The 13,737-nt window shown below is 52.5% G+C and carries 11 protein-coding genes; 4 read left to right on the forward strand and 7 right to left on the reverse strand.

What is annotated here, in order from left to right:
* Positions 1-24 precede the first annotated feature (24 nt).
* Entirely contained in the window at positions 25-723 is a 699-nt protein-coding gene (locus DHN43_RS26130) for a response regulator transcription factor (RefSeq protein ID WP_037036395.1), read from the reverse strand.
* Between the two features lie 424 nt (positions 724-1,147).
* Between DHN43_RS26130 and DHN43_RS26135 the strand changes: the two genes are divergently transcribed.
* The 4 genes from DHN43_RS26135 (at position 1,148) to DHN43_RS26150 (ending at position 6,244) form a co-directional block, all read left to right on the forward strand.
* Positions 1,148-2,758, forward strand: coding sequence for a phosphoenolpyruvate carboxykinase (locus tag DHN43_RS26135; RefSeq protein ID WP_108820607.1), 1,611 nt, complete (start codon positions 1,148-1,150; stop codon positions 2,756-2,758).
* Between the two features lie 199 nt (positions 2,759-2,957).
* Positions 2,958-4,016, forward strand: coding sequence for an XdhC family protein (locus DHN43_RS26140; RefSeq protein WP_108820608.1), 1,059 nt, complete (start codon positions 2,958-2,960; stop codon positions 4,014-4,016).
* Between the two features lies 1 nt (position 4,017).
* The gene (locus DHN43_RS26145; RefSeq protein ID WP_108820609.1) at positions 4,018-5,646 is read left to right on the forward strand and encodes an NTP transferase domain-containing protein; all 1,629 of its coding nucleotides are present in this window, start codon (positions 4,018-4,020) and stop codon (positions 5,644-5,646) included.
* A 382-nt stretch (positions 5,647-6,028) separates the two neighbouring features.
* Entirely contained in the window at positions 6,029-6,244 is a 216-nt protein-coding gene (locus DHN43_RS26150; RefSeq protein ID WP_057462964.1) for a hypothetical protein, read from the forward strand.
* Positions 6,245-6,378: 134 nt separating this feature from the next.
* Here the strand turns inward: DHN43_RS26150 and DHN43_RS26155 are convergent, their stop codons facing one another.
* The 6 genes from DHN43_RS26155 to DHN43_RS26180 all read right to left on the reverse strand — a co-directional run bounded on the left by DHN43_RS26155 (position 6,379) and on the right by DHN43_RS26180 (position 13,718).
* Complete coding sequence (locus DHN43_RS26155) at positions 6,379-6,786, reverse strand: F0F1 ATP synthase subunit epsilon (protein ID WP_057462965.1); 408 nt, start codon at positions 6,784-6,786, stop codon at positions 6,379-6,381.
* A 79-nt stretch (positions 6,787-6,865) separates the two neighbouring features.
* Entirely contained in the window at positions 6,866-8,290 is a 1,425-nt protein-coding gene (gene atpD / locus DHN43_RS26160) for a F0F1 ATP synthase subunit beta (protein ID WP_057462966.1), read from the reverse strand.
* 25 nt (positions 8,291-8,315) lie between these two features.
* Complete coding sequence (locus tag DHN43_RS26165; protein ID WP_057462967.1) at positions 8,316-9,203, reverse strand: F0F1 ATP synthase subunit gamma; 888 nt, start codon at positions 9,201-9,203, stop codon at positions 8,316-8,318.
* A gap of 33 nt (positions 9,204-9,236) precedes the next feature.
* On the reverse strand, positions 9,237-10,766 hold the full coding sequence (gene atpA, locus DHN43_RS26170; RefSeq protein ID WP_108820610.1) for a F0F1 ATP synthase subunit alpha: 1,530 nt from the start codon (positions 10,764-10,766) through the stop codon (positions 9,237-9,239).
* Positions 10,766-11,326, reverse strand: a complete 561-nt coding sequence (locus tag DHN43_RS26175) for a F0F1 ATP synthase subunit delta (RefSeq protein WP_082830495.1) — start codon at positions 11,324-11,326, stop codon at positions 10,766-10,768. The genes atpA and DHN43_RS26175 overlap by 1 nt, the downstream gene beginning before the upstream one ends.
* A gap of 214 nt (positions 11,327-11,540) precedes the next feature.
* The gene (locus DHN43_RS26180; protein ID WP_063306192.1) at positions 11,541-13,718 is read right to left on the reverse strand and encodes a primosomal protein N'; all 2,178 of its coding nucleotides are present in this window, start codon (positions 13,716-13,718) and stop codon (positions 11,541-11,543) included.
* Between the last annotated feature and the right edge of the window lie 19 nt (positions 13,719-13,737).

Here is a 13,737-nt window from a genome sequence, read left to right on the forward strand (position 1 = left end):
CAGCCCTGTACGAGCTGCTTAAGATTAGTTCTCGCGGAAGCGATAACCTACACCGTAGAGTGTTTCGATCATATCAAAGTCATCATCAACCACTTTGAACTTCTTGCGAAGGCGCTTGATATGGCTATCGATGGTGCGATCGTCAACATAGACCTGATCATCGTAGGCAGCATCCATGAGCGCATTACGGCTTTTCACAACGCCCGGACGCTGAGCGAGAGCAAAGAGAATTAGAAATTCCGTCACTGTCAGCGTGACCGGCTTTGCAAGCCATGTGCAGGTATGACGCTCTTTGTCCATGACAAGGTTGCCACGCTCCAGCAGTTTGGAGGTCTCAGTCGCAGCACTTGCGGCATCTCGTGGTGCAGCACGGCGCAGAACAGCCTTCACACGCTCAACCAACAGGCGCTGGGAGAATGGCTTACGGATAAAGTCGTCAGCGCCCATTTTCAGGCCAAACAACTCATCAATCTCGTCGTCTTTAGACGTGAGGAAGATTACAGGCAGATCGGACATCTGGCGAAAACGGCGCAGCAGCTCCATTCCATCCATACGCGGCATCTTGATATCAAAGATGGCAAGATCCGGCGGGTCGGCCTGGAGCCCTTCCAGTGCGACTGTTCCGTCTGTATAGGTCTGGACCCGATATCCTTCGGCCTCCAAAGCTATTGAGACGGATGTCAAAATGTTACGGTCGTCATCGACCAGAGCAATCGTTGGCATATCAGAGACCTTATTCCTCTCTTGCACGTTTCGCTACTTAGTTGGGATTTGAGATTAACTTGCGCGATCCCTAACCTCGAAATAAGGCAAAACCCTGTTTTAGCAAGATACTCGGAAAAATTCCTTATTTAGCGCTACTTTTGACAAGGTTTCGCCTGCCAAGTGCCACGTGTTCTTCATGAAGTGTATCGTTAAACGCTTAAAAGTGAAAACCAAGTTTGTGTAGAGTTTATTTTTATAAGCAAAATAAATCTATGCCAGCAAAAGGTCGTATTTCAATCGGTTTAATAGAAAAACGCAGGATTTCTGGTCTTGCTTTTGTAAGCATGACTGTCCCATCCAAGGGGCGTTATCGCTAAATTCACTGGCGCAGTGCCATTGAATGACGCAAGCTAAATAGTGAGCCGATTAAGGACTACTGAACATGAACGAGTTCGGACTACGGAATTCCGCGTTTGGGTGTGACACCTTCGGACTGAAGGGCCTCAACAGTGTGTACTGGAACCTGACCGAAGCTGAACTTTATGAGCATGCTATCAGGAACGGTGAAGCACAGATCGCCGCTGGCGGTGCTCTTTGTGCCGAAACAGGTGCTCACACAGGACGCTCTCCAAAAGACAAGTTTGTTGTTCGTGATACCAAGACCGAAGATACGATCTGGTGGGACAACAGTGGGGCGATGAGCCCGGAGAACTTCAATGTTCTTTTGCAAGACATGCTGGCCCACGCTGAAGGCATGGACCTGTATGTACAGGACCTTTATGGAGGCGCTGACCCTGCGCATCAGTTGAACGTTCGCGTTTATAACGAGCTGGCATGGCATAACCACTTTATCCGCAACATGCTTCTTCGCCCGTCCCGCGAAGACCTGAATAGCTTTGAATCAGAGATGACCATCATCGATCTGCCAAGCTTCAAGGCTGACCCAGAGCGTCATGGTTGCCGGAGCGAGACGGTTATTGCTTGTGATCTGACCAACAAGATCGTTCTGATCGCCGGTACTGCCTACGCCGGTGAAATGAAGAAGTCCGTCTTCTCCATGCTGAACTACATGTTGCCAGAAGACGGTGTGATGCCAATGCATTGCTCCGCGAATGTTGGCGATAACGACGATGCCGCTGTTTTCTTCGGCCTGTCCGGCACCGGCAAGACCACGCTTTCCGCTGATCCAGCCCGCACGCTGATCGGTGATGATGAGCACGGTTGGGGGCCAGAAGGCATCTTCAACTTTGAAGGTGGCTGCTACGCAAAAACCATTCGCCTTTCTGCAGAAGCCGAGCCAGAGATTTTTGCGACCACGCAGCGCTTCGGCACCATTCTTGAGAATGTTGTGCTGGATGAGGCTCGTGTTCCAGACTTTGACGATGGTTCCAAAACGGAAAACACGCGTTGCTCCTACCCTATTCACTTCATTCCGAATGCAAGTGAAAGTGGCCGCGCGCCGAACCCTAAGAACATCATCATGCTGACGGCTGATGCGTTTGGTGTTTTGCCTCCAATCGCGAAGCTCAGCGACGCTCAGGCGATGTACCACTTCCTTTCCGGTTATACCGCGAAAGTTGCTGGCACAGAGCGTGGGGTCACTGAACCGCAGGCAACATTCTCCACCTGCTTTGGTGCACCGTTCATGCCGCGTCATCCATCAGAATATGGTGCGTTGCTGAAAGATCTGATCCGTGAGCACAGCGTGGATTGCTGGCTGGTGAATACCGGTTGGACCGGTGGTGCGTATGGCGTTGGTCACCGTATGCCAATCAAAGAAACCCGTGCCCTGCTTCGTGCTGCATTGGACGGCTCTTTGAACACCGCTGAATTCCGCAAGGATGAGAACTTCGGCTTTATGGTTCCTGTTGCGGTGCCAGGTGTTGATACCAGTATCCTTGATCCACGGAGCACCTGGAGCAATCCGGCTGAATATGACGTGCAGGCGAGCAAGCTTGTCGACATGTTCGCTGCGAACTTCCAAATCTTCCAGGATCACGTTGATGATCTGGTCCTTCATGCAGGCCCGATCACCAAAATTGCTGCTGAATAGTAATCATCAGTCCCCCGAAGAGAGCGCTGGAGCGAAAGCCCCGGCGCTTTTTTGTTTTACTGAACACTGTTCTGTTGTTGCATCCCCTTGAACAAGCAGGCTAGGCTCCTCATTCTATTAGGGCATCGTCCTACGCGAGATCTCTCAGGTTTTTCGCATAGGAGGACGCTTAGGGACCCTGTTTATTTGCGAGCCTGTCATGTCTGTTTCCACTTTGCCTCAAGAGCTTTCCAAAAACCTCGACGTCCTTGGTGTTGCTGAGCGCTGGCAATCAGAGGGGCGCAGACTGGTGCTGGCGACGGTGATTGAGACGTGGGGTTCAGCGCCGCGCCCTGTTGGCAGCCATCTCATCATTGATGAAAGTGGAGAGTTCGAGGGATCAGTGTCCGGCGGCTGTGTGGAAGGCGCAGTGGTTGCTGAAGCCATGGATGTGCTGGAAGATGGCAAGGCGCGGAAGATTGAGTTTGGTGTCGCCGATGAAACTGCGTGGCGCGTTGGCCTTTCCTGTGGTGGCAAGATTGGCGTTTATCTGGAGCCTCTAACATCAGAGGCGGATCACGGACATGTTCGCTTGCTGAACACTTCCAGAGCTGCACGCCAACCTGCAGCGCTGCTCACTAATCTGGCAACCGGTCTGTCCTCTGTGATGCTTTATGGAGATGATGCAGAGGATGGTGCCATTGCCGTTGCTTTTGAAAACGGTGTTCGCAGTGGCAAATCAGGGCGGGTGCAGGCGCAAGACGGCGAAGAGTACTTCCTGAGCATGCAGGTTCCGGCCACGCGGATTGTGGTGGTGGGCGCTGTTCACATTACACAGGCGCTGGTTCCAATTGCGCAAACGGCAGGGTTTGACATTACGATAGTCGATCCACGCACTGCGTTTGCCTCTGAAGAGCGCTTCCCTGAGGTGCCGTTGCTGGCTGAATGGCCGCAAGATGTGATGGCGCAGTTGAAGCTTGATCCTTTCACCGCCGTTGCTGCGGTGACCCACGATCCGAAAATTGATGATGTGCCGCTGATGGAAGCGCTGAAAGCGGGCTGCTTTTATGTTGGCGCTTTAGGAAGCCGCAAGACACATGCAAAGCGCTGTGAGCGCTTTCTCGCGGCTGGTATGAGCGAAGAGGACCTTGCCCGTATCAAAGCGCCAATCGGTCTTGATATTGGCGCTGCCAACCCAGCCGAGATTGCGGTGGCCGTGCTCGCAGAGATCATTGTGACCTTGCGTGGGACCAAGGCAGACCAGAAGAAGGCGGGCTGACGTGAAATTTGGAAGCAGATCAGCCGCAGAGAGTGCAGGATGTTACCTTGCCCACTCCATCAAACATAATGGCCTCTCCCTCTCCAAAGGACATCAGCTCAGTGATGCGGATGTGAGCCAGTTGATTGCAGCAGGGTTTGCGGAGGTTATTGTTGCACAAGTTGAGGCAACTGATCTGCACGAAGATGACGCCGCTGCTTTGCTGGCCAACCATGCTTGCGGCACAGCTGTTTCTGCTTCTACCCCCTTTACAGGACGGTCCAACCTTTATGCCTCGCAAAGCGGGATTTTGCAGGTAGATGCTGAGAAAGTGACAGAAGCCAATCTGATTGATCCGGCCATCACGTTTGCCTGCTTGCCTCCGTTCACAGAAGTTCGCGAAGGGCGCATGCTTGCGACTGCGAAGATTATTCCGTTGGCTGTTGATCAGAAGCTGGCACAGAGCGCTGCAAATAAGATTTCCGAGGCTATCTCCGTGGCTGCTTATGCGCCGAAATCGGTTGCAGTTATTTCCACGACGCTTCCGCATCTGAAAGAGACAGTCATTGCAAAGAGCCTTCGTGTTTTGCAGGAGCGGCTGGACATTGCAGCAAGTACGATTGCTGCGGATGTGCGTGTGCCCCATGAAGAAGAGGCTCTCACGAATGCGCTTGGCACAGAGCAAGTGCAGGACGCTGATCTGATTGTTGTGTTTGGCGCTTCAGCCGTGGTGGATCAAGGGGATGTTATTCCTGCTGCTCTTCAAGCAGCTGGTGGGGAGCTCATCCATTTTGGGATGCCGGTTGATCCGGGCAACCTGCTCGTACTTGGGGAGCTGAATGGCATCCCAGTTATTGGTGCGCCAGGATGTGCGCGTAGTCCGCAAGAGAACGGGTTTGACTGGATCCTGCAGCGCTTGCTGGCCAATATCCGCGTTACCAGCAGAGACATCATGTCGATGGGGGTTGGCGGGCTTTTGAAAGAAATCCATAGTCGTCCTCAGCCCCGAGACCATCCTCTCTCTGAGGAGGCTGACAAAGCCACCTGCAGCGGTATTCTACTTGCCGCAGGTAACTCCTCTCGCATGGGAGACCACAACAAACTGCTGGCGCTTATTGATGGGAAGCCTGTCGTCCGGCTCGTTGCCGAGCATGCGCTTGCGAGTGAGTTGAATGAGCTGATTGTCGTCACAGGAGCGATGGCCTCTAAGGTGGAAGAGGCGCTTTCCGGGTTGCCGATCCGGTTCAGACATAATGCTGAGTACGATGAAGGTATTTCATCCTCCGTCAAAAAGGGAATCGAGAGCGTCAACGACCAATCACAGGCTGCACTCATTCTGCTCGGTGACATGCCTTTCGTATCCACGGATGACATCAACAAGCTTTTGGAGAATCACGACTCCATGCAGGATCAGCTGATCGGCGTCTCCACAACGCATGGCAAACGAGGCAATCCAGTGCTTTGGGATCGTGCGTTTTTTGATGATCTCCTTAGTCTGCGAGGTGATATTGGCGGCAAACCAATCATTCAGCAGAACCCTTCGGTGGTTTACACCGTGGAGCTTGGAGAAGCGGCGCGACGTGATTTGGATGATCCCGAAGCACTTCACAATGCCGGCGGTGTGCTGGGAAGGCACTCTGAAAAACCATAATTCGCCACAATTGATGAATCAATTTGGTGCAGTAACCACAACAATTCAGCAGAATTCACGTGGTGGTTAATATTGGTGCATACACATCCACTCTGTTATCTATTTGTTTTACTTACACAATTAAAAATCAGAAAAATATTTTATCCAGATTTTCTTGTGTAAGCATTTTTACACAGCTAAAAATATCTAGCAATTTGGAAAGGGGAGAGATAATCTTTTTCCCGTCCGGTAAATTTGTTTGCTTTTAATGTAGCAAAAGAAAATTCCGGTGATCCCATAATCAAAAATGGTTCCAACGATCCAACGGCGAGCATGGTATTCACGCTCCTCCCGCGTGCATGCAAGTGTTGATCGACTGGCTCCAAAGAACAAGGGTAGGTAAATGAAAGCACCAGTTATGCCTAAGGCGGGCCAGTGTAAGTGGACTGAAGGTGACAGCGGGAGCTATACATTCCCTTGCAAGAACCGCGCTGAAAATGGCTCTTATTGCGACCACCATCGCACGATAGTTTACGAGACACCTGAGCAGCGCAAAGCGCGTGCTGAGGAAATGCGCGCTGCAAACGCAGCAGCAAATAAAAAGAGACTTGCAGCCTAATCGACTGGGCTGCTCGTTCATCCTGTGCTCTTTTCTCCCACTAACGGTTTAAAGAGCCTGCTTTCTGCATAGGCAGATACAAAAAAGCCTCGGCACTGCCGAGGCTTTTGTTTTTCTTGGCATCGAAGTTGCAATCAGGAAGCTTTGATAGCTGCCTGCAGCTCTTGCAGCTGGGAAAGTACCAGCCGTGCAGCCTGACGTGCATCTTCGTCCTTAGCATCAGCTACATCTTCACTCGCATCTTGAATCTGCTGTGCGATGTAACCTGCATCAAGATCGGCCATCGGGATCGCCTGTTCCGCCAGAACAGTCATGCCAGACGCGGAAACGTCAGCAAAACCACCCCGCACGAAGTATTCGTGCTTGGAACCATCTTCGCTGAGCGCTTTAACAACACCCGGACGCATGGTTGACAAGAACGGCGAGTGACCAGCGCCAACACCAAATTCACCTTCAGTGCCTGGCACGATTACATCAGTAACCTTTGCCGAGAGCAGAAGGCGCTCTGGTGAAACCAGCTCAAACTGAAATGCTTCAGCCATTTAGCTCATCCTCTATCCGTTTCTAAGAGTGACGCCAAAAGCGTCACCCAAAGAAGTCACCGGTTCAAAAGAACCGAGATTAAGCAGCGTCCTCAGCCAGCTTAGCCGCTTTCTCGATTGCCTCTTCCATAGAGCCAACCATGTAGAATGCAGCTTCTGGCAGGTGGTCGTATTCACCAGCAACAAGGCCTTTAAAGCCTTTGATGGTGTCTTCGAGCGCAACCAGCTTACCTGGGGAACCAGTGAAGACCTCAGCAACAAAGAACGGCTGGGACATGAAGCGCTCGATCTTACGTGCGCGAGCAACAACCAGCTTATCTTCTTCAGAAAGTTCATCCATGCCAAGGATGGCGATGATGTCCTGAAGTGCTTTGTAGCGCTGAAGTGTTTCCTGGACCTGGGTCGCAACTTCGTAGTGCTCGTCACCGATGATGCGCGGGTCAAGCATACGAGAGGAGGAATCCAGTGGATCCACTGCAGGATAGATGCCTTTTTCAGCGATCGCACGGTTAAGAACCGTAGTCGCGTCCAAGTGAGCAAATGTGGAAGCAGGTGCAGGGTCAGTCAAGTCATCCGCAGGAACGTAAACGGCCTGTACGGAAGTGATAGAACCTTTAGATGTGGTCGTAATACGCTCCTGCATGCCGCCCATATCGGTAGCAAGTGTAGGCTGGTAGCCCACAGCAGAAGGAATACGGCCGAGAAGTGCGGACACTTCAGCACCAGCCTGCGTAAAGCGGAAGATGTTGTCCACGAAGAACAGAACGTCCTGGCCTTTATCACGGAAGTCTTCCGCGATGGTCAGACCTGTCAGAGCAACACGTGCACGTGCTCCTGGAGGTTCGTTCATCTGACCGTAAACAAGAGCAGCTTTAGAACCTTCGCCGCCTTTTTCCTTGTTCACGCCGGATTCGATCATTTCCCAGTAAAGGTCGTTACCTTCACGAGTACGCTCACCAACACCAGCGAATACGGAGTAACCGCCGTGTGCTTTAGCAACGTTGTTGATCAATTCCATGATGAGAACGGTTTTACCAACGCCCGCACCACCGAACAGGCCGATCTTACCACCCTTTGCGTAAGGAGCGATAAGGTCAACAACCTTAATGCCGGTTGGAAGGATCTCAGCTTCTGTAGACTGTTCTACAAATGCCGGAGCTTCCTGGTGGATACCGCGTTTGGCATCATGTTCAATTGGACCAGCTTCATCAACAGGCTCACCAATCACGTTCATGATGCGGCCCAGAGTTCCGTCACCAACAGGAACTGCGATAGGTTCGCCAGTGTCGCGTACTTCCTGACCACGAACGAGACCTTCGGACGCGTCCATGCAGATTGTACGTACTGTATTTTCGCCCAGATGCTGAGCAACTTCGAGAACCAGACGGTTACCGCCGTTGTCAGTTTCCAGAGCGTTCAGAATTGCAGGGAGTTCACCTGGAAAGTGAACGTCGACAACAGCGCCGATTACCTGCGTGATCTGTCCGACTTTCGTGTCAGCCATCACTTAAATCCTCGTCTCAACTCGGTCAGAGCGCTTCCGCGCCCGCAATAATTTCAATCAGTTCCGTCGTGATCTGTGCCTGACGCTGACGGTTGTACGTCGTTGTCAGTTTGTCGATCATCTCGCCGGCATTACGCGTTGCACTGTCCATAGCGGCCATGCGCGCGCCCTGCTCGGAGGCACCGTTTTCAAGGATTGCGCTGTAAATCTGAATAGCGACGTTACGTGGCAGAAGAGTCTCAAGGATCTCCTGTTCACCTGGTTCGTATTCATAAAGCGCGTCCTCAGAGGAACCGTCCTGAGCTTCATCTTTCGCTTCAAACTGAGCTGGGATGAGCTGCTTGGCGGTCGGAACCTGACTGATTACCGATTGGAACTGCGCGTAAAACAGTGTGCAAACATCGTATTTCTCATCCTGGAACATTTCCATGACGAGATCGCCGATGTGCTTTGTGTCGCTGAATTCAACAGATTTCAGGCCGCGTAGTTCGATATTCTCTACAATGTACTGACCGTAGCCACGCTTCAGGGCGTCATGCCCCTTCTTACCAACGGTGACGATCTTGACCGTCTTACCTTCGGAAAGAAGTTTGTCTGCGTGCTCACGTGCCAGACGTGCTATCGACGAGTTGAAACCACCACAGAGGCCACGCTCTGCTGTGCAGACGAGGAGCAGATGTGTCTGATCCCGTCCTGTACCCGTCATCAGCTTCGGCGCATCATCCCGACCTTCGAACCCAGCTGCAAGATTGCCAAGTACTGTCCCCATGCGTTCAGCATAGGGACGACCTGCTTCTGCAGCATCCTGGGCACGACGCAGTTTCGCCGCGGCCACCATTTTCATGGCCTTGGTGATTTTCTGCGTCGCTTTGACCGAAGCGATGCGGTTTTTTAGGTCCTTGAGGCTCGCCATGGGCGCTCTCGTTCCTTATCCCGTTGCTTCGAATTAACCGAGGGTCTTGACGTAAGCTTCCACTGCAGCTTTCAGCTTGTCTGTCAAATCGGCGTCGAGTGCCTTCTTCTCCCAGATAGCGGAGAGAAGGTCTGCATGTTCTGCACGCAGGAAGCGCAGCAGGCCAGCTTCAAAGTCGCGAACCTCGCCAACCGGACGATCGTCCAGGTAGCCGTTCACACCAGCGAAGATCACTGCAACCTGTTCTTCCGTTTTAAGCGGAGAGAACTGCGGCTGTTTCAGCAATTCGGTCAGGCGTGCACCACGGTTCAGAAGCTTCTGAGTGGTTGCATCCAGATCAGAACCAAACTGCGCGAACGCAGCCATTTCACGGTACTGAGCCAGCTCACCCTTAACCGGGCCAGCAACCTGCTTCATCGCTTTAATCTGAGCGGAAGAGCCCACACGAGAAACTGACAGACCAACGTTAACCGCTGGACGAATGCCCTGGAAGAACAGATCGGTTTCAAGGAAGATCTGACCGTCGGTGATGGAAATCACGTTGGTCGGAATAAACGCAGAAACGTCACCACCCTGAGTTTCGATCACTGGCAGCGCGGTCAGAGAACCGAGGCCGTGATCTTCGTTCAGCTTCGCAGAACGCTCGAGCAGACGGGAGTGCAGGTAGAACACGTCACCTGGGTAAGCTTCACGTCCTGGTGGACGACGGAGCAACAGGGACATCTGGCGATACGCAACAGCCTGCTTGGAAAGGTCATCATAACCGATCACAGCGTGCATGGAGTTGTCACGGAAGTACTCACCCATTGTAGTGCCTGCGAACGGCGCCAGATACTGCAATGGAGCAGGATCAGATGCGGTTGCAGCGATAACAATGGAGTATTCCAGAGCACCAGCGTCTTCCAGAGCTTTCACGAACTGAGCAACAGTTGAACGCTTCTGGCCAACCGCAACATAGATGCAGTACAGCTTTTCGTGTTCGTCGTCAGATGCGTGCAAAGGCTTCTGGTTGAGGAAGGTGTCGAGGATGATAGCGGTTTTACCGGTCTGACGGTCACCAATCACCAATTCGCGCTGACCACGTCCGATTGGAATCAAAGCATCAATCGCTTTAAGACCTGTAGACATTGGCTCGTGAACGGACTTACGAGGCAGAATGCCTGGTGCCTTCACGTCAACACGACGACGTTCAGTAGATTCGATCGGACCTTTGCCGTCGATTGGGTTACCGAGTGGATCGACAACGCGACCCAACAGACCCTTACCTACTGGAACTTCCACAATAGCGCCGGTACGTTTTACCGTGTCGCCTTCTTTAATGTCACGGTCGTTACCGAAGATAACAACACCGACATTGTCAGTTTCAAGGTTCAATGCCATTCCCCGGATACCACCTGGGAATTCAACCATTTCACCCGCCTGGACGTTGTCCAGGCCGTAAACGCGGGCAATGCCGTCGCCTACGGAAAGTACTTGACCAACTTCAGTCACTTCAGCTTCTTGGCCGAAGTTCTTGATCTGGTCCTTGAGGATAGCGGAAATTTCCGCGGCCCGAATATCCATCAGCCGACCTCTTTCATCGCGAACTTAAGAGAGTTGAGCTTGGTTCGCAGTGACGTATCAATCATCCGGCTGCCGATCTTCACGATCAAACCACCAAGAATGGATGAGTCCACCTTCACTACAATCTTCACATTCTTGCCCGTAGAAGCGTTGAGTGCTTCTTTAAGAGCTGCGACATGCTCAGCGTTTAATTCCGTTGCAGAGGTTACTAGAGCAGTAACTTCTCCACGCTTTGCAGCAAGCTGCTCACGGAAACCCTGAATCATGCCTGGAACGGCAAAGAGGCGCCTGTTTTGGGCAACCAACTTCACAAAATTTGCGGTCAGGCCGGAAATTCCGGCCTTTTCCAAAATAGCAGAGATCGCCTTTAATTGAGCGTCTGCACTAAAAACGGGGCTCTTGATAAGACGATCAAGATCAGCACTCTCGTTCAAGAGTGCCTCAAACTGGTCGAGACCCTTCTCCACCTCTGCCGTCGCACCCTGCTCCTCAGCAAGGTCCAACAGCGCAGAAGCATAACGCAAGGCCACGCCCGAAATGAGAGATACGTTGTCAGTCACTGGATCCGTGCTCTCCCGCGCATACAAGATTCTGGCGGCTGGCTCGCCGGAAATCCAAATCCTTGATAAGTCGCGTCTAATTCAATTTGAATGGCACAATCTGAGATAACCGTGCCGATAAAGCCGCGCTTCGCATAGCACACGCTTGAACACCTTGCAACATGGCGTAGGTATTCCAACGCATACATTGAGGTATCAAACTTTCTGCGCAGCACTACATGAAACTTTGGGGGTCAACATCAACCTGCACTCTGATACCGCCAGTTGGCTTGGGAGCGGCAGACAACCAGTTTCTCAGAAAGCCTTGTAAATCAACACTCCGGGGCGCGATTGCGAGCAAACGGAACCGATATCGGCCCCTCACCAGCGCCATTGCAGCCTCTGCCGGACCGAGGATTTGAACGCCTTCCGAACTAGGACTATTTACTGCAAGAGTTTTGGAAAATTTTTCGGTGAGAGTTCTATCCGCTCCAGAGATAATCAATGCTGCGAGTCTCCCGAATGGAGGCAGGCCGGCGTTTTCTCGCGACTCGATTTCCGCAGCGTAAAATTCCTCGGGATTTCCGGAGAGAAGCGCCTTTATAACGGGCTGGTCAGGGTTGTAAGTTTGCAGCAATCCCCTGCCTTTTCCGTGTATTCGGCCAGCACGTCCCGTCACCTGAGCCAGAAGCTGGAAAGTGCGCTCTGCTGCCCTAGGATCGCCATTTGCGAGGCCCAAATCAGCATCAACCACCCCTACAAGGGTCATTAATGGAAAGTTATGCCCTTTGGCGACCAATTGCGTGCCGATGACAATGTCAACTTCGCCCGTTTCAACGAGCTTCATTTCGCGATTTATGCGCTCTGTTCCGCCCGGCAAATCCGAGGAGAGAACAAGGACGCGCGCCTCGGGAAATAACGCTGAGACATCTTCAGCAATTCGTTCCACGCCAGGACCACACGCAACCAGCGTATCAGGCTTGCTGCATTCGGGGCATTTATCTGGCATAGGCTGTGAATAGCCGCAGTGGTGGCACACTAATTTGCCCTTAAAGCGGTGCTCCACAAGCCAAGCTGAGCAGTTTTCACAATGGAACCGATGGCCGCAGGTTCTGCACAGGGTCAGTGGGGCATAACCCCTACGGTTCAAAAAGAGCAGAACCTGATTACCGTTGGTCAGTGTTTCCTGAATCTCATTGACCAGTGCAGGTGCCAGCCATTTGCCTCGCTCAGGCCCATCGCAGCGCATATCAATGCCTTTGATTGTCGGCATTTCCGCACCGGAAGCACGCACTGGAAGCACGATTTTCGTGTATCGGCCCAGCTTTGCATTTACCTGACTTTCCACAGATGGTGTTGCACTGGCAAGCACGACAGGGAAACCAGAGATATGCCCCCGAACAACGGCCATATCCCTAGCGTTGTAGGGAACACGATCATCTTGCTTGTAGGCTGTATCATGCTCTTCATCCACGACCAGCAAACCTAGCCTGTGAAAAGGAAGGAAAAGTGCTGACCGCGCACCAACAACGACCTTTACTTCGCCATTTGCGACTCCCCGCCACGTTCTTGCGCGTCGTTTTGGAGGTACTTGCGAGTGCCATTCGGCTGGTCTGACCCCAAATCGCTGCTCAAACCGCTCCAAAAACTGGTTGGTGAGCGCAATTTCGGGGATGAGAACCAGAGCCTGCTCGTTGTTTCTGAGAGCTTCGGCGACGGCTTCGAAATAAACTTCGGTCTTTCCTGACCCTGTCACCCCATCGATAAGGAAGGCTTTGAAGCCTTTTCCGATGGATTCGCACAACTGATTCGCGGCGCCTTCCTGAAGATCCGTCAGCTTTCTGCCCGGAAGAGATGGATCAGGATCAGGCAGTGGCGGGGTTGCTGGCAGCATTGCTTCTTCCAGCACGCCTTGCTTTTTAAGGCCGTCGATGACCGAGGAGCTGACACCAGCGGCTCCCGCCAAGCCAGGGCGAGTCCATGCCATGCCATTTTCGACGAGTTCCATGACTTTTGAGCGCGCAGGTGTCATGCGGTCCGGCTGCATGCCATCAATGTAGCGCACACCAGAGAGCAGCGTTTCTGGTTCCAAAGCCTCCTCAGAACGCAGCACCATGCGCAAAACCATGCCGGGAGCGCCCAGCGTCCATGCGGCAACCCAGTCTATGTATTTCCTAAGATCTTCAGCGATTGGGGGCGTATCGTAGACATGCAGGATGCTTTTCAGCCTTTTGGGATTAACCTTTGTGTCCGGTTCTCCATCCCAAACGGCACCGATCACCTCACGCGGGCCAAGAGGCACACGCACGATGGAACCGGGGCGTACGTCCATGTCAGCTGGTACTTTATAGGAATATGCACCTGCGACAGCGACAGGAACCAGCACAGGTACGATAACCTCTGGTTCACACATCTGGCCGTTGCCAAAAAAC

This window comes from Pseudovibrio sp. Alg231-02, from assembly GCF_900143565.1.
In the GTDB taxonomy this organism is placed as follows: domain Bacteria; phylum Pseudomonadota; class Alphaproteobacteria; order Rhizobiales; family Stappiaceae; genus Pseudovibrio.

Coding starts and splice junctions, on each gene's coding strand:
- DHN43_RS26130 (WP_037036395.1), bottom strand. CDS start 723: ATGCCAACGATTGCTCTGGTCGATGACGACCGTAACATTTTGACATCC.
- DHN43_RS26135 (WP_108820607.1), top strand. CDS start 1,148: ATGAACGAGTTCGGACTACGGAATTCCGCGTTTGGGTGTGACACCTTC.
- DHN43_RS26140 (WP_108820608.1), top strand. CDS start 2,958: ATGTCTGTTTCCACTTTGCCTCAAGAGCTTTCCAAAAACCTCGACGTC.
- DHN43_RS26150 (WP_057462964.1), top strand. CDS start 6,029: ATGAAAGCACCAGTTATGCCTAAGGCGGGCCAGTGTAAGTGGACTGAA.
- DHN43_RS26155 (WP_057462965.1), bottom strand. CDS start 6,786: ATGGCTGAAGCATTTCAGTTTGAGCTGGTTTCACCAGAGCGCCTTCTG.
- atpD (WP_057462966.1), bottom strand. CDS start 8,290: ATGGCTGACACGAAAGTCGGACAGATCACGCAGGTAATCGGCGCTGTT.
- DHN43_RS26165 (WP_057462967.1), bottom strand. CDS start 9,203: ATGGCGAGCCTCAAGGACCTAAAAAACCGCATCGCTTCGGTCAAAGCG.
- atpA (WP_108820610.1), bottom strand. CDS start 10,766: ATGGATATTCGGGCCGCGGAAATTTCCGCTATCCTCAAGGACCAGATC.
- DHN43_RS26180 (WP_063306192.1), bottom strand. CDS start 13,718: ATGTGTGAACCAGAGGTTATCGTACCTGTGCTGGTTCCTGTCGCTGTC.